The organism is Streptomyces sp. NPDC016845, from assembly GCF_044332585.1.
Taxonomy (GTDB): Bacteria; Actinomycetota; Actinomycetes; order Streptomycetales; family Streptomycetaceae; genus Streptomyces.
This window is the reverse complement of the sequence record NZ_JBIRPI010000001.1, coordinates 774623-795192: the sequence shown is the minus strand read 5'-3', so window position 1 is coordinate 795192 and position 20570 is coordinate 774623. Positions and strand designations below refer to the sequence as shown.

General features: G+C 72.6%; 17 protein-coding genes and 1 pseudogene. 9 read left to right on the top strand and 9 right to left on the bottom strand.

Annotation, left to right across the window (positions count from 1 at the left end):
- Nucleotide 1: 1 nt before the first annotated feature.
- Entirely contained in the window at nt 2-457 is a 456-nt protein-coding gene (locus tag ACH4RC_RS03290; RefSeq protein ID WP_398194459.1) for a MarR family winged helix-turn-helix transcriptional regulator, read from the bottom strand.
- A gap of 176 nt (nt 458-633) precedes the next feature.
- Between ACH4RC_RS03290 and ACH4RC_RS03285 the strand changes: the two genes are divergently transcribed.
- The 6 genes from ACH4RC_RS03285 (at nt 634) to pcaD (ending at nt 5932) form a co-directional block, all read left to right on the top strand.
- Nucleotides 634-1389 (top strand): CoA transferase subunit A, encoded by a 756-nt coding sequence (locus ACH4RC_RS03285; protein ID WP_398194456.1) that lies wholly within the window; start codon nt 634-636, stop codon nt 1387-1389.
- Nucleotides 1390-1391: 2 nt separating this feature from the next.
- Complete coding sequence (locus ACH4RC_RS03280; RefSeq protein WP_398194454.1) at nt 1392-2042, top strand: CoA transferase subunit B; 651 nt, start codon at nt 1392-1394, stop codon at nt 2040-2042.
- Nucleotides 2043-2049: 7 nt separating this feature from the next.
- A complete protein-coding gene (gene pcaH, locus ACH4RC_RS03275) occupies nt 2050-2823 on the top strand; it encodes a protocatechuate 3,4-dioxygenase subunit beta (protein ID WP_398194451.1) in 774 nt (257 codons plus the stop codon).
- A 6-nt stretch (nt 2824-2829) separates the two neighbouring features.
- Nucleotides 2830-3435, top strand: a complete 606-nt coding sequence (pcaG, locus tag ACH4RC_RS03270) for a protocatechuate 3,4-dioxygenase subunit alpha (RefSeq protein WP_398194449.1) — start codon at nt 2830-2832, stop codon at nt 3433-3435.
- Nucleotides 3432-4742, top strand: a complete 1311-nt coding sequence (gene pcaB, locus ACH4RC_RS03265) for a 3-carboxy-cis,cis-muconate cycloisomerase (protein WP_398194446.1) — start codon at nt 3432-3434, stop codon at nt 4740-4742. The genes pcaG and pcaB overlap by 4 nt, the downstream gene beginning before the upstream one ends.
- Before the next feature lie 62 nt (nt 4743-4804).
- On the top strand, nt 4805-5932 hold the full coding sequence (gene pcaD / locus ACH4RC_RS03260) for a 3-oxoadipate enol-lactonase (protein WP_398194443.1): 1128 nt from the start codon (nt 4805-4807) through the stop codon (nt 5930-5932).
- Nucleotides 5933-6003: 71 nt separating this feature from the next.
- Here pcaD and ACH4RC_RS03255 read toward each other — a convergent pair.
- Nucleotides 6004-8618 (bottom strand): annotated as a pseudogene (locus ACH4RC_RS03255) (ATP-binding protein).
- A 229-nt stretch (nt 8619-8847) separates the two neighbouring features.
- Between ACH4RC_RS03255 and ACH4RC_RS03250 the strand changes: the two are divergent.
- Nucleotides 8848-9864 (top strand): DUF2510 domain-containing protein, encoded by a 1017-nt coding sequence (locus ACH4RC_RS03250; protein ID WP_398194441.1) that lies wholly within the window; start codon nt 8848-8850, stop codon nt 9862-9864.
- A gap of 189 nt (nt 9865-10053) precedes the next feature.
- Here the strand turns inward: ACH4RC_RS03250 and ACH4RC_RS03245 are convergent, their stop codons facing one another.
- Nucleotides 10054-10689, bottom strand: coding sequence for a TetR/AcrR family transcriptional regulator (locus tag ACH4RC_RS03245; protein ID WP_398194438.1), 636 nt, complete (start codon nt 10687-10689; stop codon nt 10054-10056).
- A gap of 267 nt (nt 10690-10956) precedes the next feature.
- On the opposite strand from ACH4RC_RS03245, the gene ACH4RC_RS03240 reads away from it, so the two are divergent.
- Complete coding sequence (locus ACH4RC_RS03240) at nt 10957-11946, top strand: phosphatase PAP2 family protein (protein WP_398194435.1); 990 nt, start codon at nt 10957-10959, stop codon at nt 11944-11946.
- Entirely contained in the window at nt 11943-12863 is a 921-nt protein-coding gene (locus ACH4RC_RS03235) for a DMT family transporter (RefSeq protein WP_398194432.1), read from the top strand. Before ACH4RC_RS03240 ends, ACH4RC_RS03235 begins: the two co-directional genes overlap by 4 nt.
- A gap of 45 nt (nt 12864-12908) precedes the next feature.
- On the opposite strand, the gene ACH4RC_RS03230 is transcribed toward ACH4RC_RS03235, so the two are convergent.
- From ACH4RC_RS03230 to ACH4RC_RS03205, 6 genes are all read right to left on the bottom strand, one after another.
- On the bottom strand, nt 12909-13772 hold the full coding sequence (locus ACH4RC_RS03230) for a phospholipid scramblase-related protein (RefSeq protein WP_398194431.1): 864 nt from the start codon (nt 13770-13772) through the stop codon (nt 12909-12911).
- A 61-nt stretch (nt 13773-13833) separates the two neighbouring features.
- Nucleotides 13834-15897, bottom strand: coding sequence for a phosphocholine-specific phospholipase C (locus ACH4RC_RS03225; RefSeq protein ID WP_398194428.1), 2064 nt, complete (start codon nt 15895-15897; stop codon nt 13834-13836).
- Nucleotides 15898-16032: 135 nt separating this feature from the next.
- On the bottom strand, nt 16033-17484 hold the full coding sequence (locus ACH4RC_RS03220; protein ID WP_398194426.1) for a carboxylesterase/lipase family protein: 1452 nt from the start codon (nt 17482-17484) through the stop codon (nt 16033-16035).
- Between the two features lie 286 nt (nt 17485-17770).
- On the bottom strand, nt 17771-18802 hold the full coding sequence (gene tgmB / locus ACH4RC_RS03215) for an ATP-grasp ribosomal peptide maturase (protein ID WP_398194423.1): 1032 nt from the start codon (nt 18800-18802) through the stop codon (nt 17771-17773).
- A gap of 13 nt (nt 18803-18815) precedes the next feature.
- Nucleotides 18816-19007 (bottom strand): putative ATP-grasp-modified RiPP, encoded by a 192-nt coding sequence (gene tgmA / locus ACH4RC_RS03210; RefSeq protein WP_361077307.1) that lies wholly within the window; start codon nt 19005-19007, stop codon nt 18816-18818.
- Between the two features lie 208 nt (nt 19008-19215).
- Nucleotides 19216-20565, bottom strand: a complete 1350-nt coding sequence (locus ACH4RC_RS03205) for a 6-phospho-beta-glucosidase (RefSeq protein ID WP_398194419.1) — start codon at nt 20563-20565, stop codon at nt 19216-19218.
- Between the last annotated feature and the right edge of the window lie 5 nt (nt 20566-20570).

The following is a 20570-nucleotide window of genomic DNA, read 5'->3' as shown; positions in this document are numbered from 1 at the left end:
CCTAGGCGTGGGTCCCGGCCGGATGCCGCAGGCCCTCCGCGGCGTCCGCGACGCGCTGGATCAGATCGAAGAACATCGCCTGCTCGGCGCCGCTGAGCGGCGCCAGGAACACCTGGTTCATCCGCGCCGTGCGCACGGTCAGCTTCTTGTGCGTGCGCAGGCCCTCCGGGGTCAGCCGCAGCAGCCAGCGGCGCCCGTCGTCCGGGTCACGCTCCTTCTCGAGGAGGTCGCGCCGGGTGAGGCGGCTGATCACCTCGGCGATCGTGGACCGGTCGAGGCCGACGCGCTCGCCGACCGTGCGCTGGTCGAGCCCCGGCTCGGCGACGAGCGTGTTCAGGACCGCGAACTGCGGCGAGGTGATCTCCTCCGAGACCATCGTGTTCCACAGCAGGTAGTGCGCCTGCTGGAGTCGCCGGGCGAGGTGCCCGGGGTGGGTGGTCAGGTCCACCGCGGCCATCTGGATCCTCCGGTAGTGGGGGCGTACTGAGCGATTGTGTGGGTGTACTGAGCGATCTTAGACCCTTGACGGCCCAGTTGGGCAGTGGCAACGTGTGGGCCACTCGACCAAATGCTCAGTGCGCTGAGCATTTTCGAGCACCTCAACAGCTCCCTCAGAGACAGGTGTCGGACGACATGGACAAAGTGGTCCCCTCCGCCGCGCGGGCGGTCGCCGACGTCGGGGACGGCGCGTCCCTGGCCGTCGGCGGCTTCGGGCTCAGCGGCGTGCCGAACGTACTGATCTCCGCACTGCACGCGCAGGGCACCAGCGGTCTGTCCGTGGTGTCGAACAACTGCGGCGCCATGGAGTCGGGCCTGGCCGTCCTGCTCTCGGCGGGCCGCATCGCCCGTGTCACCGGCTCGTACATCGGCGCGAACAAGGAGTTCGCCCGGCAGTACCTGGGCGGTGAGATCGAGGTCGAGATGATCCCGCAGGGCACCCTCGCCGAGCGGCTGCGCGCGGGCGGCGCCGGGATACCCGCGTTCTACACCCCGGCCGGGGTCGGCACCCAGGTCGCGGACGGCGGGCTGCCCTGGCGCTACGACGGCGCGGGCGGGGTCGCGAAGGCGTCGCCGCCCAAGGAGGTGCGGGAGTTCGACGGCACCGAGTACGTCCTGGAGCGCGCCATCCGCACCGACTTCGCCCTCGTACGGGCCGCCAGGGGCGACCGGCACGGGAACCTCGTCTTCAACAAGTCGTCCCGCAACTTCAACCCGCTCGCCGCGATGGCCGGAAAGGTCACGATCGCGGAGGTGGAGGAGCTGGTGGAGCCGGGTGAGATCGGACCGGACGCGGTGCACCTGCCGGGGATCTTCGTGCAGCGGGTCGTCGCGCTCACGCCGGGGCAGGCAGCGGACAAGCGGATCGAGAAGCGAACGGTGAGTGCCTGAGCATGGCGTGGACACGGGAGCAGATGGCCGCGCGCGCGGCGCGTGAGCTGCGCGACGGACAGTACGTGAACCTGGGCATCGGCCTGCCCACCCTCATCCCCAACTACCTCCCCGGCGGCGTGGAGCTGGTCCTGGAGTCGGAGAACGGCATCCTGGGGACCGGCCCGTACCCGGCCGAGGACGCCGTCGACCCTGACCTGATCAACGCGGGCAAGGAGACGGTCACCGTCCTGCCGGGCGCCTCCTTCTTCGACTCGGCGCTCTCCTTCGGGATGATCCGCGGCGGCCACATCGACGTCGCCGTCCTCGGCGCGATGCAGGTCTCCGCCCGCGGCGACCTCGCCAACTGGGCGGTGCCCGGCAAGATGATCACGGGGATCGGCGGCGCGATGGACCTCGTGCACGGCGCGCGCACGGTCCTCGTCACCATGACCCACACCGCGAAGGACGGCTCGCCGAAGCTCGTCGAGGAGTGCGGTCTGCCGCTGACCGGCAAGCGTTGTGTCGACCGGATCATCACCGACCTCGCCGTGCTCGACGTGACCGAACGCGGCCTGGAACTCGTCGAGTTGGCGCCCGGCGTCGGCACCGACGAGCTGCTCGCGAAGACGGCGGCGCCGGTCCGCGTCCCGGAAACCCTGAGGGAACGGTAGACAGACCATGGCTCTCACCCAGCACGACATCGACGCGGAGATAGCGGCCGCGCACGCCGCCTACGAGAAGCGGATCGCGGGGGGTGCGCCCGTCGAGCACCATCCGCGCCGCGACTACGCCCCGTACCGCTCCTCCGTCCTGCGCCACCCCAAGCAGCCGCTCGTCGCCATCGACCTGTCCAAGGACCCGGAGGCGGTGGAGCTGGTCTCGCCCGCCTTCGGCGAACGGGACATCACCGAGACCGACAACGACCTGACCCGGCAGCACACCGGCGAGCCCCTCGGCGAACGGATCACCGTCTCGGGGCGGCTCCTCGACCGTGCCGGGCGGCCGGTGCGCGGACAGCTCGTCGAGATCTGGCAGGCCAACTCCGCCGGGCGCTACGCCCACCAGCGCGAGCAGCACGACGCGCCGCTCGACCCGAACTTCACGGGTGTCGGGCGCACGCTGACCGACGCCGAGGGCCGCTACCGCTTCACCACGATCCAGCCGGGCCCTTACCCGTGGGGCCAGCACGTCAACGCCTGGCGCCCGGCACACATCCACTTCTCCCTCTTCGGCTCGGCGTTCACGCAGCGGCTCGTGACGCAGATGTACTTCCCCGCCGACCCGCTGTTCCCGTACGACCCGATCATCCAGTCCGTCACGGACGACTCCGCGCGGCAACGCCTCGTCGCGACGTACGACCACGCCCTGTCCGTACCGGAGTTCTCGATGGGCTACCACTGGGACATCGTGCTCGACGGGCCGTCCGCCACCTGGATCGAAGAAGGGCGCTGACAAGGCATGACGAAGATCGACACGAGCGGCGCGGGAGACGCGGCGCCCACTCCGTCGCACACGGTCGGGCCGTTCTACGGGTACGCGCTGCCGTTCCCGGGCGGCGGCGACATCGCGCCCGTCGGGCACCCGGACACGGTCACCGTGCAGGGGTACGTGTACGACGGCGCGGGCAAGCCGGTGCCGGACGCGTTCCTCGAGGTGTGGGGCGCCGACCCCGCCGGGCGGGTGTCCCGGGTCGACGGTTCGATGCGGCGCGATCCCGCGAGCGGCGGGCACCTCGGGCGCAACGGCGTGGAGTTCACCGGCTGGGGCCGCGTCCAGACGGACGCGAACGGGCACTGGTACGCGCACACCCTGCGGCCCGGCGCGCGGGGCGCGGGCGCTCCGTACCTGAGCGTCTGCGTGTTCGCGCGCGGCCTGCTCGTCCATCTCTTCACCCGGATCTACCTGCCCGGCGACGACGCGGCGCTCGCCGCCGACCCGCTGCTCGCGCGGCTGGACGGCGCGCGGCGCGACACGCTGGTCGCGCGGGAGGAGCCGGGCGGCACGTACCGTTTCGACCTCCGCCTTCAGGGCGAGGGCGAGACGGTCTTCCTGGAGTTCACGTGAGTCTGTTCGACCCCGGAACGGAGGACGCGCCCACCGAGCGCACGACCTCCGAAACAGCCTTCCTGCAAGGCCTGCTGGACGCGGAGGCGGGCCTGACGCGGGCCCAGGCGTCACTCGGGCTCGCGCCGGACGCGGCGGCCGAGGCGGTGACCGCGGCCGCGGTGGCGTCCTCCTTCGACGTACGCGACCTCGCCCGGCGGGCCCGCACCGGCGGCAACCCGGTGATCCCGCTGGTCGCCGACCTGACGGCGGCCGTCCCTCCGGAGCACGAGCCGTACGTGCACCGGGGCGCGACGAGCCAGGACATCCTCGACTCGGCGCTGATGCTGGTCGCGGCGCGCAGCCTGCACGAGATCCTGGCCGAACTCGACCGCGCCGCCGCCGCGCTGTCCCGCCACGCCGCCGCCCACCGGGACACGGTCATGCCCGGCCGCACCCTCACGCAGCACGCCGTGCCGACGACGTTCGGCCTGAAGGCGGCCGGCTGGCGGTCACTGGTCCTGGACGCGCGGGACAGACTGCGGACGGTGGGGTCGGGGCTGCCGGTGCAACTCGGCGGCGCGGCGGGCACGCTGGCCGCGTTCGAGGCGTACGGGGCGAGCACCCCACTGGACCTGGTCCCGGCCTACGCGAGCCAACTCGGCCTGTCCTCACCGGCCTTGCCGTGGCACGTGCTGCGCACACCCGTGGCGGATCTGGCGGGGGCGCTGGCGTTCACGGCGGGAGCGCTCGGCAAACTCGCCGTCGACGTCGCGACCCTCTCCCGCACCGACATCGGCGAACTGGCGGAGGGCACGGGCGGCGGGTCGTCCGCCATGCCGCACAAGGCCAACCCGGTCCGGTCCACGCTGATCGTGGCGGCGGCCCGCCGCGCGCCCGCGCTCGCGGCGACCCTGTACGGGTCGATGCCGGCGGAGGACGAACGCCCCGCCGGCGCCTGGCACGCCGAGTGGACGACCCTGCGGGAGCTGCTGCGGCTGGTCGGCGGTGCCGCCAGGGACGCGGCCGAACTGACGGCGGGCCTGGTGGTCCGGGCCGACGTGATGCGCGCACACCTGGCCCTGACGGGCGGCGCAATCGTCTCCGAGCGCCTGTCGGCGGAGCTGGCGCCGGTACTCGGCCGGCGCCGCGCCAAGGAACTCCTGGGCGAGGCGACGCGCCGCGCCTCGACGGAGAACCGCCCCCTCGCCGACATCCTGTCCGAGGAACCGGCCCTGAGGGCGATGGACCTGGCGGCACTCACGGACCCGGAGCGCTATGCCGGGGCGGCCCCGGAGCTGGTGGACAGGGCGCTGAAGCGCCGTTGACCGACAACCCCGGGCCGCGCCCTCGCCGCCCTGCCCCGAACGACGATCCTGGAGCCCAGCAGATGTCCCCCTCTCCCCTCCTCCACCACCGCGCCGAAGGTTCGCCCTCCGCTCCCCCGCTGCTCCTCGGCCCTTCGCTCGGGACCTCCCTCGCGCTCTGGGATCAGGTCGCGCCCGAGCTGTCGAGCGGGCATCGTGTCGTGCGGTGGGATCTGCCGGGGCACGGGCGCTCCGACCCCGGGCTGATCGAGGCGGGGGCCACTGTCGGGGACATCGCCGGGCTCGTGCTCGCGCTCGCCGACTCGCTCGGCATCGAGCGGTTCGCGTACGCGGGGGTCTCACTCGGTGGCGCCGTCGGGATGTGGCTCGCGGTGCGACACCCGGAGCGGGTCAGCAGCCTCGCCGTGCTGTGTTCGTCCGCCCACTTCGGTGGGGCCGGGGCCTGGCAGGAGCGCGCCGCTCTGGTGCGCAAGGAGGGGACGGGCGGGGTCGCCGAGTCGGCTCCGGCGCGGTGGTTCACGCCCGGGTTCGGCGTCGCGCGGCTCGTGCGGGACAACCGGGAGGCCGACCCGGCCGCGTACGCCGCGTGTTGCGACGCGCTCGCCGCGTTCGATCTGCGGGACCGGCTCGCGGACATCTCCGTGCCGACGCTGGTCGTCGCCGGGCGGGAGGATCCCGCGACCCCGCCCGCGCACGCCCGGGAGATCGCCGACGCCGTGCCCGGCGCCGGACTCGTCGAGCTGGCCGGGGCCTCGCACCTCGCCGTCGCCGAGCGGCCGGAAGCCGTGGTGGGGCTGCTCCGGACCCATCTCGGGCAGAGCGCCACGCGCGGGATGGAGGTGCGGCGGGAGGTGCTCGGGGACGCGCACGTGGACCGGGCGCAGGGGAAGCAGTCGCCGTTCACCGCGCGGTTCCAGGACTTCATCTCCCGGTACGCGTGGGGCGAGATCTGGACCGACCCGACCCTGTCGCGGCGCGAGCGCAGCATGGTGACCCTCACCGCGCTCGTCGCCCACGGGCACCTCGACGAACTGGCCATGCACGTACGGGCGGCCCGCCGCAACGGGCTCACCCCCGACGAGATCGGCGCCGTGCTGCAGCAGTGCGCCGTCTACGTGGGGGTGCCCGCCGCCAACTCCGCCTTCGCCGTCGCCCAGCGCGTACTGACCGAGGACGACCGGACCGGCTGAGCGGGCCGGGCGAAGTACGTCGCGGTGCGGCAGTCGGCCGGACACCTGTCGCGGTACTTGCGGCGGAGCGCTCAGCGCAGGCCCCGGCCCGTCTCCAGGACCTCCCTCGCCCGCGCCGCCAGACCGTCCGCGCCGCACGAACGCGCCAGCGTCAGGCCCCGGTTGAGCTCCGACAGCGAGCGTGCCGCCATGCCGTACTCGACCCGGGCGAGGGCATGCTCGTACGCGCACGGCGACGCTTCGAGGTAGGTGACCGCCTTCGCGTACAGGGTGAGCTGGCGCTGACCGGTCTCCAGGGCGGCCGCGCAGCGCAGCGCCTCCCCTATCGCCGTGTCCGTGCCGAACCGCTCGGCCTGGACACGGGCCTCCTTGACGAGTTCGGCGGCGCGGTGCGGGTCGGTGGGGGCGAGGGCGCGGGCCAGCTCGCAGGCCCACGGCGCCATGATCGTGTTGTGTCCGCCGCGGGCGACGGCGGCCTTGGCGGCGGCCTCCAGCTCGTTGACGCCCTCCTCGACGCGGCCGGTGGCGAGGAGGAGCCGGCCGCGGACCGAGTGCGCGTCGGGCAGCACGATCGTGGACGGGTACGGCGGCCCGAACGAGTAGCGTTCCGCGATCGCCTGCGCCTCGTCCGCCTTGCCGCGGGCGAGCAGCGTCTCGATGAGCATGCACGCGGCGTCCCAGTGCATCGGCAGTCCGTGCCCGACCCGGTCGGCGAGGCGCAGCGACTCGCGCAGGAACGCCTCCGCGTCGGTGAGCCGGCCGCGCCTGCGGTGCACGTAGCCGACGAAGGCGTGGGCGAGGGAGAGGTGGCCGCCGCTCCAGCCCGCCGTCTCGTACTCGCGGACGGCGCCCGTGAACAGGGACTCGGCGCGGTCGAGCCGGTCCGCGAAGAGGTAGGCGCTGCCGAGCATGGTGAGGACCTCGAAACCCCACTCGGCGTCGAGCCAGCCGAGTCCGGGCGCGAGCCGCCGGTTGACCAGGGCGCGGTCGCAGCGCTCGATGACCTCCTCCGCGTTCTCCCCGCGGGTCATGGCGTCGAAGGCGCGCAGGATGAGCAGGACGCGCTCCGCGTTGTCCCGGCCCGTGAGCTGGTCGGCGAGCATCGCCAGGTTGCGGGAGCGGCCCGGGGAGTCCTCCTCGCCCGCGTGGATGCCTTCCCACATGAAGTGGACGGCTTGCAGGCGCAGCCGGGCGGGGCCCGGTTCGAGGAGGTCGGCCTCGGCGTCGATGACGCGCAGCGCCTCTTCCAGCTGGTCGTTGTGGACCAGTGCCTGGGAGAGGCGGCAGACCGCGTCGACGCGCTGGTCGCCGACGAGTCCCGGCGTCGTGTCGAGCGCCGCGTCCAGGTGCCTGATGGTGGTGACGGGCGAGGTGAGCAGCGTGGCGCAGCCCAGCTCGTAGTGGAGGTGCGGGCGGATCTCGGGCAGCGGCGGCTCCAGGAGCGCGCGCTCCAGGCAGCGCCGTGCGGCGTCGGGCGCGCCGACCGCGAGGTGTTCGCGAGCGGCGGCGCGCATCTGCTCGACGAGCTCCGGGTCGTCGTCCGGGTGCACCTCGAGCAGGTGGCGGGAGGCCGCGGCGGGCCCGTGCCCGGACGCGGTGACGGCCCAGGCGGCCTGGCCGTGCATGGCGGTGCGGGTCGCGGGCGGGATCGCGTCGTAGACGGCGCTGGCGATGAGCGGGTGGACGAACTCCAGCGCGTTCTCGGTGTCGTAGACGGAGTCGGTCAGGATGCGGGCCGCGCGCAGCCGCTCGGCGCAGCGCCCGGCCTGCTCGGGGTTGAGTCCGGCGAGCAGCGCGGCGAGCCCGGGGTCGATACGGGTGCCGAGGATGGCGGCGGCCCAGGCGAACCTGGTCGCCTCACTGCCGAGCCCTTCCAGCCGGGCGACGAGGCCGCGGCCGCGCGCCGACTTGTTGAGCGCGCGCAGTTGCCCCGCCGAGTCCTCCTCGGGGCTCAGATCACTGTCCTGGACCTTGGCGAGCAACTCGACGGTCTCGTACGGGTTTCCGCCGGTGACCGCCCACACCTCGCGGCAGAACGGGTCGTCGGCGTGGCCGCCGAGCGTGGCCCGGGTGAGGCCGGCGGTGGCGTCGGGGGTGAGGGCGCGCAGCCGGGCGGTGCCGGGGCGGGCCGCCTCGGCGACCGCTTCCAGGCAGACGGCCGCGGCGTCCTGCTCGGGGTCGCGCTGGGCGACCACGAGGAGGACCGGCAGGTCGTCGAGGCGCTCGGCGAACGCGGCCAGTGCAGCCGCGCGAGGCGGGAGACGGCGGCCACGAGGCCGTCGCGCACGCCCTGCGGGTCGGCCTGGCGTCCGGTGGGTTCGGCTATGCCGAGGGCGGGGCCCGCGATGTCGTACCAGTCGCCGAAGTACTCGCGGGTCTCCTCGTCGGAGAGCGCGAGCAGCGCGGGCTGCAGCAGTTGGCGTACGACGTTGAACGGGACGGAGGTGACGGTCTCGCCGCCCCGGGCGGACCATACGGTGGCGCGGCCCCGCGCCATCTCGCGGACCCGGCCGAGCAGGGCGGTCTTGCCGATCCCGGCCTCGCCCCGGTAGACGACGAGGCTGCCCGAGGACGCGGCGTCCGCGCACAGGTCGTCCAACGCCCGCAGTGCGACGTCCAGTTCGGACTCCCGCTCCCACAGAGGCGGGCCGGCGGAGGCGGCGTCGGTGTGCCGTCCCTGAGTCATCCCCGCACCCTCCTGGTGTCGTGCACGCCGATCGGTCGATGTGCTGGTCACGAGAGTAATGCGCGACGCCGCGCCGTGGTGGGGCGTCGGGGAGCCCGGCGGGATTTGGCCTGACCTGGCGCACCCGCCGGGTTGACAGGTTTCGGTCCATAACGAATTCGGCATCGGTTCCGACCGCATCGCGGACCCTCTCATGTCCTTTTCAGGCACGCCTCATACTGTTCCGTTCATGACGTCGCAGACTCCCGCAGGCTGGTACCCCGACCCCGGCCAGGTTCCCGAAGGGCCGCGCACCGAACGCTGGTGGGACGGCAGCCGCTGGACGGACCAGACCCGGCCCGCCACGGCCCCGCCGCCGCTCCCCCAGGCCGCTCCCCCTCCCGGGACGTTTCCGGCATACGCCAACTATCCCGGCTATCCGCAGCCGTTGCCGCCGAAGCCGCGCAACCGGGCACGCGTCGCGATCGCGGCCGGTGTCGCGGTCGTCGTGCTCGCCGGTGTCGTCGGCGGGGTCTACGCGCTCACGTCGGACGACGGCGGCGGGAAGAGCGGCTCGGTGGCCGCCTCCGAGCGTCCTCGCGACCCGAAGGGCCCCGAGGACGGTCCGGGCGGCGGCAACGGCGGTGGCGACGAGCCGTCCCCCGAGGCGCCCGGCTCCACCCAGCCGCCGCTCGACGAGGGCTACGCCACCGACGTCCTCAACGGCGTCGCGCTGCCGGTCCTCGACGGCTGGACGGGCAGTGACGGCGCGGGCGGGGCAGGGGTGCAGACCGGCCCGTACAAGTGCCCCGACGACGTGGAGCAGACCTGTGTGAAGGGCGGCGCCTCCGTCTCGTCCGCGAAGAGCCTCAAGCTCGACGGGGCGACCGCCGAGGCCGCGGCCAAGGAGGACATCCTCAAGAACTCCACGGCGTCCTACGGCGGCGAGGTCTACGGCGGCGTCGTCCAGCACGACGAGCTGCTCTCCGAGAAGGTCACCGTCGCCGGGCAGCAGGGCTACCGGATCCGCTGGAACGTGGACACCAAGTCGAAGATCGACGCCTGGGTGGAGTCCGTCGTCTTCCCCTCGCCCTCCGACCCCGAGACGCTTCTCGTCGTACGCATAGGCGTAGACATACCGCGCACGGTGAAGGAAGAGGCCGCCGGGCCGGACAACACCTCGATCGACAAGCTCGTCAAGGGCATCAAGAAGGCTTCGGTCACCGGCGGTGGCGGGGTGGGCGGCGGCAACGGCGAGGACGTCTGAGCCCGTCCCCGGAGCCGTCGGGTCCCGGTGCGCCTCGGGGCGCGCCGCGGAAAAGACCTGGGGCCGGGCGGGTTCCTCACCGCTCAAGGAGGAAACCGCCCGGCCCGGGGGTGCGCGCCGCCCCCGTCCCCACGGTGCGGCGCGGGCAGACCACCGGTCGGTCATCCCTGCGACCGGCGGCCTCCCGTCCTAGGTGGCCCGATCCGCCGGAGCGGTCAGGCCGAGCCCTGGAATCAGCACGTTCTCGACGAAGCCGACCAGGTAGTCGGCGTCCGCGTCGCGCCCTTCCAGGAAGGGGCGGCTGCGCATGACCCCGAAGAGCTGCGCCGCCACGTACGGCAGTGCGGGGTGGTCGGCGGCGATCTCGCCCCGCGCCACGGCCCGCTCGATCATGGCGTCGATCGAGGCGAGCTCCGGCTCGACCAGCGCCTCCCGCAGCGCGCCCTTCAGTTCGCCGTCCTGGCGCACCGCGTGCCCGAGGGCTTGCAGCAGCGCCGTGTCCGGCAGTGACTGCGCCGCCGCGTTGCGCGCGGCCGACACCAGGTCGCCCGCGAGGCTGCCCGTGTCCGACGCGGAGAACTTCGTACAGCGTCCCGCACGCAGCGCTGCGGCCACGAGCTGCGGTTTCGTCCTCCACTGACGGTACAGCGTCGATTTGCTGCAGCAAGCCTGGGCCGCCACACCCTCCATGGTCAGGGCGTCGTAGCCGTTCCTGCGCAGCTGGTCGAGGACCGCGTCGTAGAACTCCTGCGCACGCTCGGGGGTGATCTTCGATCGGCGCGAGGCGGTCGGCGCTGTCGCGGTGGCCGGGTCTCGCTCCGTCATGGCTCCCCACTCCTGACTCTGCGGCTCATGTCGATGAGATCACACACTCTATCGATACGCCAGTGTACCGGTACGCGTGCGTTTCGGTACACTGGCGTATCGGTACCGAGTCGTTTCGGTACAGTCGCGTATCGGTACAGTTGCGTATCGATGAGCTGAGCGCCTCGGCGTTTATCCACACGCCACAGGCGCACCCAGAGACTCAGAAGCAGCAGGCGTCACGCGCGCCACCCGCACCACCCAGTCGTCACGAAAAGGGGCCGGGGGATGAAATCCCTTACCGAGCCTGTCGAACCGGAGCCGGACAGCCGATCTGCCCGACCGCCCCTGGTCCGCGAGCTCCTACTCGTCGTAGGACTTTTCCTCGTCTACAAGTTCGGCCGAGGCCTGGCCAACGGCCACACCGCCGAGGCGTTCCGCAACGCCGACGACGTGTGGAGCCTCGAACGGGCCGTGCACCTGCCCGGCGAGGGCTCGGTCCAGAGCGTGCTGCTGCACGGTGACGTCCTCGTGCACATCGCGAACACCTACTACGCGACCGTGCACTTTCCGGCCACCGTCGCCCTTCTCGTCTTCCTGTACCTGCGCCGCCCCCGCCACTACGTGTGGACGCGGCGGGTGCTCGCCGTCCTCACGGCCGCCGCCCTCGTCCTGCACCTCGGCTTCCCGCTGGCCCCGCCGCGGATGCTGCACGCGGCGCACCTCATCGACACCGCCCAGGTCTTCGGCCCCTCCGTGTACGCGGCGAAGCCGTCCACCGACACGCTGGCCAACCAGTTCGCGGCCATGCCCTCGCTGCACTTCGGCTGGGCGCTGATGGTCGCCATCGGCCTGATCGTCGCCACGAAGTCCCGGTGGCGGTGGCTGTGGCTGCTGCACCCGCTGCTCACGCTGCTTGTCGTCGTCGGCACCGCGAACCACTACTGGCTCGACGCGATCGTGGCGGCCGGGCTGCTCGGTATCGCCCTCGCGGTGATCCGCATGCCGCACACCGTCGGCGGCCCCGCCGCGATCCGCCGCCACCTGCTGCCCGCCCCCGCGGCCACCGCCGCTCCGGCCGCGCTCCGGGCGAGCGGCGTGTCCGAACCCGCCCCGTGGACGCCCGCCGCCGCCTTCCGTACGCCACCGGACTCGCTGTCCGCGTCCGACGTACTGGAGAACATGCCGATCCGGATCCCGCTCAAGGTCTCCGCCACGCCGGGTTCGACCTCGGCGGCGACCGCCCCGCGGCCCGTCGCGACCGGGGCCGGGCGATGACCGCCACCCTGCTCGCGGTCGCGCTCTCCCTCGTCTCCGCCGTCGCCTACGCCGCCGCGGCGGTCGCCCAGGAACGGTTCGCCGCCCGCACCGCGGGCGCCGGGGCCGGTCTGTGGCGGCTCCTGTGCACCGGCGCCTGGTGGTGGACGGTCGTCCTGAACGCCGGGGCCGCGCTCCTCCACGTCGCCGCGCTCAAGTACGGGCCGCTCACCCTGGTGCAGCCGCTCGGCGCGCTCACGCTCGTCGCGGCCGTGCCGCTGGGTGCGCGCATCGCCGGGCGACACGTCACGGCTGTCGAGTGGAGGGGTACGGCGCTGACCCTGGCCGGGCTCGCCGCGCTGCTCGTCACCGCGTCGGGTCCCGCGCCCGACGACACGCTCTCGCTGCCCGAGGCGCTCGCGGTGGCCGGCGCCACCGCGGCGCTCATCGGCGCCCTCTCGCGGCGCGGTGCCAAGCCCGGTCTGCGGCACGCGACCGCCTCCGGCGTCGCCTCGGGGGTCGCCTCCGCGCTCACCCAGACCGTCACCGTCGCGGCGACGGACCGTACGGGGCCGCTGCTCGCCCCGCAGGTCATCGTCGTCGCGCTGCTCGTCGCGGCCTTCGCCGCCGGTGGGCTGCTGCTGTCCCAGACCGCCTACCGCGGCGGTCTCGGCGCCCCGCTCGCCATGGTGACCCTGGCCAATCCGGTGGCCGCCGCCGTCATCGGGCTCTCGCTCCTCGGCGAGCGGCTCCAGGGCGGGGCCGCGGGGTTCGCGCTGGCGGGGGCGGGGGCGGTGCTCGCGGCCCGGGGGGTCGTGCTGTTGACCCGGACCCCTGCTCGGGGGTCCGAGGCCGTGGGGGCGGGCGGGTCTGTGGTGGCTCTGCCCGCCGTACCGGCTCAGCACGAGCCGGAGTCGTTGAGCCTGCGGGCTTCCTGACTGCTCGAGAACTCCCGGTTCCGTCAGCGTTCTGTCAGCGTTCTGTCAGCCGAAACCGCGCGAGTCCTGCTTCAGCGCTGTGTCCACCGTCAGGGCCGTCGCCACCACCAGGCTGAGCAGTGGCTCGGGGAGCTGGAAGTGGATCTGCAGGACGTAGTTGTCCGCGGTGGTGAACATCGTCTTGGCCAGGCCCTCCCACGTCTTCGTGATGCGGGCGACCTCCTGGTCCGCGTGGTCGACGATCGCGAAGTTCCACGCGCGCCAGTTCTCCGCCTTGATCGCGCCGACCTGCTGCCCGTTCACGTTCATCGCGAAGTTGATCTTGCCGATCACGTTCTGCTGGACGATCTCGCCGACCGGCGATCCGTCCGGGCGCTCCACCACGACGCGGGACTTCATGAACTTCGCCGGGCGCGTGAGCACCAGCTGCGGCTGGCCGTAGGCGTCCCGGATCTCCAGCTTGTGCGTCATGAACTGGTCGACGCTGGAGACGAAGCGCAGCGCCTTCTTCAGGCTGCTCTGGCCGATCTGGGTGACGGAGCCGAGCACGTTGCCGTTCTGGTCCATGACGTTGTACTCGTTGGTCAGCTCGATGAGCTTGGCCTTCTGGTTCACCACCAGGACGGGCTCGGTGAACAGCGAGCCGCCGCCCTGCGCGGTCGACGCGATCCCGGCCTGCTGCTGCACCTGACGCTGTACGGCCTGGGGCTGTACGGCCTGGGGCTGCTGCTGCGGGGGCAGTACCGGTGCCTGTACCGCTGCGACCGCTTGGGGCTGCGGCTGCTGAGCCGCCGAGGGCTGGGCGTGCGTGTGGTCGGTCCACTGGGAGCCGTCCCACCAGCGCAGCGACTGAGGAGCGCCCTGAGGGTCCGGGTACCACCCTGCAGGGGTGTTCGATTGCGTCGTCACCGGGGCACACTATCGCGGCCCCCTGTGCCCCAGCGGTGACGAGGGACACAGGGGAGAACGCCTAGAGCGCCGCCGTCGCGATGCGCGGGTCGCTCACGCCCGCCTGCCCGTTCTCCACGTGTCCGGCCAGGCGCCGCAGATATCCGGTATCGCCCTCGCTGGTGATCCTCAGGTCGTACCAGCGCGCGGTCGATCGCAGGTCGACCGTCCGGCGCACTGTCGCGCCGGCCCGCACCGTGTACGTCTGCGGCTGTCCGCCGTAGGCGTTGGTGACGGTGAGGTGGGCGTCGGTGGTGGTCGGGTTCCGGAGGGTGAGGGCCAGGTTGCCGGTGGTGCCGTCGTGGCGGGCGGTGACCTCCGGCTCCGCGACCTTGTTGTCGCCCTGGAACGAGCGCAGGAAGCCGTTCGGGCCGTGCACCGTCAGGTCGTACCTGCCGCCCGAGTAGAGGGAGTTCCAGCTGTCCGAGAGTGACTTCGCGGCCTCGGTGGTGTACGTCCACGGGCCGTCGCCGCGGCTCTGCGAGCGCACCTGGAAAGCCGCGCCCTTCTTGTCGCCGCCGCTGAACGTCAGTCTGTACTTGCCCGTCGACAGGTCCTGTGCGCCGTCCACCCATGGCGCGTAGGCGAGTGGGCGGCTCGGGCGCGAGCCCTTCTCCTGCTCGGGCACGGCTCCCCGCGCGGGCGGCTTCGGGACGTAGCTGCTGTGGCGGTTGCGGTCCGGCGGCTCGTAGGCGGACGTGTCGGGCAGGCCCGCGGGGGCCGTGACCGCGAGGGAGAAGTCGAAGGCCGAGGTCAGATCGCCGCAGATGGCGCGGCGCCACGGCGAGATGTTGGTCTCCTTCACCCCGAAGCGCCGCTCCATGAAGCGGATGATCGAGGTGTGGTCGAAGGTCTCCGAGCACACGTAGCCGCCCGTCGACCACGGTGAGACCACGAGCATCGGTACGCGCTGGCCGAGGCCGTACGGGCCCGCCGCGCGGGTGCCGCCGCCCGGGTAGTGGTCGAGTTTCGTGTCCACGGTCGACAGGCCCTGGTTCGCCGAGGCCGGCGGGTAGGGCGGCACCACGTGGTCGAAGTAGCCGTCGTTCTCGTCGTACGTGATGAACAGGGCCGTCCTGCTCCACACCGCCGGATTCGAGGTCAGGGCATCCAGGATCTGGGAGATGTACCAGGCGCCGTAGTTCGCCGGCCAGTTCGGGTGTTCGGTGAACGCCTCGGGCGCCGCGATCCAGGAGATCTTCGGCAGCTTCCCCGCCTTCACGTCGGCCCGGAGTCTGTCGAAGTAGCCGTCGCCCGCCTTGGCGTTCGTGCCGGTGCGGGCCTTCTCGTACAGGGGGTCGCCGGGCTTGGCGCCCCGGTAGGTGTTGAAGTAGAGGAGCGAGTTGTCGCCGTAGTTGCCGCGGTAGGCGTCGTCGATCCAGCCCCAGCCGCCGGCCGCGTCCAGGCCGTCGCCGATGTCCTGGTACACCTTCCAGGAGACGCCCGCCTTCTCCAGGCGTTCGGCGTACGTGGTCCAGTCGTAGCCCGCTTCCTCGTTGCCCAGGACCGGGCCGCCGCCGGTGCCGTCGTTGCCGACGTGGCCGGTGAGCATGTAGTAGCGGTTCGGGTCGGTCGCGCCCATGAACGAGCAGTGGTAGGCGTCGCAGACCGTGAACCTGTCCGCGAGCGCGTAGTGGAACGGGATGTCCTGGCGGGTCAGGTGGGCCATCGTGCCCGTGCCCTTGGCCGCGATCCAGTTGTCGTACCTGCCGTTGTTGAAGGCGCTGTGGCCGCCCGCCCAGTCGTGGTCCAGGCCCGCGATGAACTGCATGCCCAGGTCGTCGGCGTCCGGGTGGTACGGGAGCGTCTCCTTGCCCGCGCTCGACTGGTGCCACACCGGCTTGCCGCTGGGCAGCGTCACCGGACGCGGGTCGCCGAAGCCGCGGACGCCCTTCATCGCCCCGAAGTAGTGGTCGAAGGAACGGTTCTCCTGCATCAGCACGACGATGTGCTCGATGTCCTCGACGGTGCCGGTGCGGCGCGCCGCCGGGATGGCGGCGGCCCGGTCGATGGAGCCGGACAGCGCCGTGAAGGCGGCGGTGCCGCCGGCGATCTGCAGGAAGCGGCGCCGATTCAGTTCGGTCATGGGGGTGGGGGTCTCCGTTGCCTCGGAAGTGGGGTCCGTACGCGATGAGGGGCAACGGGGAGTGTTCAAGATGAACACGGGTGAGCGAAAGGGGGCCGAAGTGACGGTCGCGCAAAATGTAGCCCCCGGGTCGTGTCAGCGGACGCCCTCCCACAGTTCCCGTTCCGCCCGGCGGGGATCCTGTTCCGGGTGGGAGGTCGTGTCGAAGACCATCGTCGTACGGTCGCCCTCCGGGTCGTACGCGGGCCAGCCCGGGTCGCCCGTCGCCGCGAAGGACACCCATGCCTCGTGGACCGTACGGGCCAGGTCGTGCGGGGCCTTCCCGCCGGTCAGCGCGGTGTAGTCGGGGTCGTCGGGGAGGTCGAAGACGAAGGGGAGTTCCAGGGCGTGGCAGGCGCCCAGGGCGCCCTCGTACCGCGGGGAGCGCCAGGCGAACTCGTAGAGACGGGTGCCGGGGACGGCCTCGGCCAGGCGGATCGCGGGGACGCGCCAGAACCAGTCGGTGACGAGCGCGTCGAGGAGTTCGCCGGGGGTCGCCTCCGGGCGTGTCGCCCGGTAGCCGGACAGGTCCACGCCGTAGGCCGCCGCCGACCGTTCGACCCGGTTCTCCGAGATGGTGTCGAAGCGGCCCGTCGGCGCCATGTAGAGGCGGTTCTCCTCGCGGTTGGAGCCGACCATGAGGTCGACGCCGAGGTCCGGTCCGGGGAGGCGCAGGCCCGGCGCGACCGGTTCGAAGACCATGCCGTTGAGCGCCGCGTCGCCCCACACCGCCGGGTCGGGGCGGCTCGCGAAGTCCGCTCGCAACGCCGCCTGCGCGTCGATGAGTTCAGGCAGCGGTACGGCGGCGAACGCCTCCGCCGTGTGCGGGACGCCCAGTTGTGCCGCCATCCGTTCGCCGATGCGGCGCGCGGTGTCCGGGCCGATGAAGTGGTGGCAGGCCCCGCTCTGCAGGACCGCCCGCCGGAACAGGCCCCGGGCGGCCGGTTCCGCGAGGAGCTGGCCGATCGCGACGCCGCCCGCCGACTCGCCGAAGACGGTGACGCGGTCCGGGTCGCCGCCGAACGCCTCGATGTTCTCCCGGACCCAGGCGAGCGCCGCGATCTGGTCGAGGAGGCCGCGGTTGTCCGGGGCGCCCGGCAGGTGCAGGAAGCCGTCCGTGCCGAGACGGTAGTTGACGCCGACGAAGACGACGCCGTCCCGGGCGAACGTGTGGCCGCGGTAGCCGGACGCGTTCGCCGAGCCGTTGGAGAAGGCGCCGCCGTGCAGCCACACCATCACGGGCAGTCGCGCGCCGGGGCCCGGCTCCGGGGTCCAGATGTTCAGGTTGAGGCACTCCTCGCCCGGCATCGACGTGTCCGGGATGAGCGCGTCGAAGGGCGGCGCGTACGGGGCCTTCGGCGCGGTCGGGCCGTACGCGGTGGCGTCGCGGACCCCGGTCCTGGGTTCGGCGGGCGCGGGCGCGGCGAACCGGCGCGGCCCGAACGGCGCGGCGGCGTAGGGCACGCCGAGGAAGGCGGCGACGCCGTGCTCGGTGCGGCCGCGTACGGGGCCCTGCCGGGTGGTGCACTCGGGTGACGCGTCGGTCATGGGCGGGCTCCCTCACGTAGGACGGCTGGACAGCAAGTGTTACGGCAGCACTCCTTGCGTACCTTGTCATCCACCGCCCCGTAAAGATCACAGCACCGGTCACGGGAGCACGGGCCCCGCCGGCTCTCCTGGCGGACTGCTCGCACCACACCCGCCTCCGCCACAAGTCACGGCAAGCCCGGACTCGTATCCCGCGGCGAACCTCCCGCGCTCGCCACCTTCACCGTCACGTCCATGCCGGGCCCGCCTCCCGCGGCGAACCTCCCGCACCCGCCACCGCCACCGGTCACGCCGAGCCCGGGCCCGCCTCCCGCGGCAGATCTCCCGCGGCCGCCTCCGCCACTGGCACCGGTGCCGGTGTCGGTGCCCGGCCCAGTTCCTCGCCCGCCAGCCATTCCGCCACCGCCCGGCCGATGGGCTGGCCCGTCTCGATCTCCACGAAGCCGAACTGGCCGGACTGGTTGCACTCCAGGAACCACCAGATCCCGTCCGCGTCCTCACCGAAGTCGAAGGCGCCGTAGGCGAGTTGTGCCCGGGTGAGGTAGGCGTGCACCGCCTCCGCGACCCGCCGCGGCACGCTCACCGGCCGCCACGGCCCGGCGCCGGGGTCGAACCGTACGTCCACCACCGCCTCGGCGTCATCGGCATCGACGGCCGCCGCCGCCCGCGCCGCGAACAGCCGGTCCCCCACGCACGTGAGGCGGATGTCGGCGACCTTGCGCACCCGGCGCTGCAGCAGGGTCGGCCCGTGCGCCACGTCCCGGAAGTCCTCGTCGGGCCGTACCCGGGTCGTCGGCACGGCGAGCCCCCCGTCCCCGGGGTGCGCGCCGGAGACCGGCTTCACGACGAGGTCGGGGTAGCGCTCGGCGAACTCCCGCGCGATCCGAGGGAACGTCGTGATCAGCGTCGCGGGCACCGGGAGCCCGCACTCCCGCGCGAGCCACAACTGCCAGGGCTTGTGCCGCGCCTGGCTCGCGGCGTCCGGGTGGTTCATCCAGCGCGCGTCGGTGCAGCGCAGCATCCCGTACAGGGCCTGGGACGCCTCCTGCGTGAGCCAGGCCGACGCGGCGCCCGCCCGCGAGGCCGGCACGCCGGGTCTGCGCACCCAGATCGAGCGCAGGCCACCCATGCTGACGACGCGTCCGGCGACGGAGAGGTGGCCCTGGAACACGCCGTGCGCGTACTCCCCCGAGACGTCGACCCCGCCGGGCAGTTCGGCCGGGTCGAGCCGCAGGACCGGGATTCCCCGTCCGTTCAATTCGACGACCGCCATGTCGGCCGTCACATCCTCTTCACTCGTCAGGATGAGCACCGTCATTTCGTGCGGCCGTTCAGTCGTCGAAATGGGTTTTGGATCCCGCGGTGGAGGTGGTGGCCGCGCATTCTCGCAACACTGCGTAGTCGCGTGCGGCCACTCCGCCGTCGGGCAGCACGTTCAACTGCAGTGCGGAGTCGTACGTGTACACCGCGCTGACCTCGGTCTCTCGCGTGGGGCGAGCGTAGTTCAGGGCGAACGGTCGCATCAGTACTCCTAGTTGGGGGGCGCACCAAGTCAAGCGCATGGTGACTCTCCGGCGTCACACTCCTGAGGAATTTCTCAGATTCTCTGTGTAGAACGCATCACACCCGCGGAGGAGTTGCTTCCACCGGGGAGGGAGGGTGACGCGGTCCCGGGCACGCAAAAGGGGCGGCCTTTGGGCCGCCCCTTCCGACTACCGCCTTTACAAGCCTTTACACGTCCTTTCGGTGTTCTCCACCAGAGAGGTAGGCGAGTCCGGAGTGCACCGCGAGATAGCCGTCGACCAGGCGGTTCGCCACCGTCACAGAGTCCACAAGAGGGTGCAGGGCGAACGCCTTCACGGCCGTCTCGCGGGACCCGGACTCGGCCGCCGCGAGCACTTCGCGCTCCACGGCCTTGACCGCGGTGACCAGACCGGAGGCGTGCGGGGGCAGCGGGTCGACGGCGACGGGATGGGCGCCGTTGGCGTCGACGAGGCAGGGCACCTCGATGACGGCGTCCGCGTCGAGCGCGGCGAGGGTGCGCCTGTTGCGGACGTTGAGGATGAGCGTGGCGCGTTCGTCGCGGGCGATGGCCCGCATCAGGGCAAGGGCGACTTTCTCGTATCCGCCGGATTCCTCCAGGTCCGCGGCGTCCCGCCCGCCCGCGCCCGAAGCCTCCCGGTTGTGCGCCATGTACGTGGCTTCGCGCTCGGCGCGGGTGCGGTCCCAGGCGGCGTAGGACGGATCGGCGTAGAACGCGGACTGCTGGTCGGCGAGGAACGCGCCGCGCGTGCGCTCGGCCTCCCGGTAGCTGCGGACCGTCTCCCGGTTGAAGTAGTAGTAGTGCAGGTACTCGTTGGGGATCGCGCCGATCGAGCGGAGCCAGTCCGTGCCGAAGAGGCGGCCCTCCTCGAACGAGCCGAGCAGCTTCTCGTCCGCGAGCAGGCGCGGCAGCTGGTCCCGGCCGCCGACGCGCAGGCCGCGCAGCCAGCCGAGGTGGTTGAGCCCCACGTAGTCGGCCCAGGCGTCGGCCGGGTCGGCGCCGAGCACGCGTGCGACGCGCCGGGCGAGGCCCACGGGTGAGTCGCAGATGCCGATGACGCGGTCGCCCAGGATCCGGGACATGGCCTCGGTGACCAGGCCCGCCGGGTTGGTGAAGTTGATGACCCAGGCGTCGGGGGCGACCTGCGCGACGCGTCGCGCGATGTGCGTGGCGACGGGCACGGTCCGCAGCCCGTACGCGATCCCGCCCGCGCCGACCGTCTCCTGCCCGAGTACGCCCTCGGCGAGCGCCACCCGCTCGTCGGCGGCGCGGCCCTCCAGGCCGCCGACGCGGATCGCCGAGAAGACGAAGTCGGCGCCGCGCAGCGCCTCGTCGAGGTCGGTGCTCGCGCGCACGGCGGGCGCGTCGGGCACGCCGGTGGCTTGTTCTCGCAGTACTCCGGTGATGGCGCGCAGCCGGTCCCGGTCGACGTCGTGCAGCGTGACCTCGGTGACCCTGCCTGGCGCGTGGTCGGCGAGCAGCGCGCCGTACACGAGGGGCACCCGGAATCCGCCACCGCCGAGAATCGTCAGCCTCATGGCGC

Coding starts and splice junctions, on each gene's coding strand:
- ACH4RC_RS03290 (WP_398194459.1), bottom strand. CDS start 457: ATGGCCGCGGTGGACCTGACCACCCACCCCGGGCACCTCGCCCGGCGA.
- ACH4RC_RS03285 (WP_398194456.1), top strand. CDS start 634: ATGGACAAAGTGGTCCCCTCCGCCGCGCGGGCGGTCGCCGACGTCGGG.
- ACH4RC_RS03280 (WP_398194454.1), top strand. CDS start 1,392: ATGGCGTGGACACGGGAGCAGATGGCCGCGCGCGCGGCGCGTGAGCTG.
- pcaH (WP_398194451.1), top strand. CDS start 2,050: ATGGCTCTCACCCAGCACGACATCGACGCGGAGATAGCGGCCGCGCAC.
- pcaG (WP_398194449.1), top strand. CDS start 2,830: ATGACGAAGATCGACACGAGCGGCGCGGGAGACGCGGCGCCCACTCCG.
- pcaD (WP_398194443.1), top strand. CDS start 4,805: ATGTCCCCCTCTCCCCTCCTCCACCACCGCGCCGAAGGTTCGCCCTCC.
- ACH4RC_RS03250 (WP_398194441.1), top strand. CDS start 8,848: ATGACGTCGCAGACTCCCGCAGGCTGGTACCCCGACCCCGGCCAGGTT.
- ACH4RC_RS03245 (WP_398194438.1), bottom strand. CDS start 10,689: ATGACGGAGCGAGACCCGGCCACCGCGACAGCGCCGACCGCCTCGCGC.
- ACH4RC_RS03240 (WP_398194435.1), top strand. CDS start 10,957: ATGAAATCCCTTACCGAGCCTGTCGAACCGGAGCCGGACAGCCGATCT.
- ACH4RC_RS03235 (WP_398194432.1), top strand. CDS start 11,943: ATGACCGCCACCCTGCTCGCGGTCGCGCTCTCCCTCGTCTCCGCCGTC.
- ACH4RC_RS03225 (WP_398194428.1), bottom strand. CDS start 15,897: ATGACCGAACTGAATCGGCGCCGCTTCCTGCAGATCGCCGGCGGCACC.
- ACH4RC_RS03220 (WP_398194426.1), bottom strand. CDS start 17,484: ATGACCGACGCGTCACCCGAGTGCACCACCCGGCAGGGCCCCGTACGC.
- tgmB (WP_398194423.1), bottom strand. CDS start 18,802: ATGACGGTGCTCATCCTGACGAGTGAAGAGGATGTGACGGCCGACATG.
- tgmA (WP_361077307.1), bottom strand. CDS start 19,007: ATGCGACCGTTCGCCCTGAACTACGCTCGCCCCACGCGAGAGACCGAG.
- ACH4RC_RS03205 (WP_398194419.1), bottom strand. CDS start 20,565: ATGAGGCTGACGATTCTCGGCGGTGGCGGATTCCGGGTGCCCCTCGTG.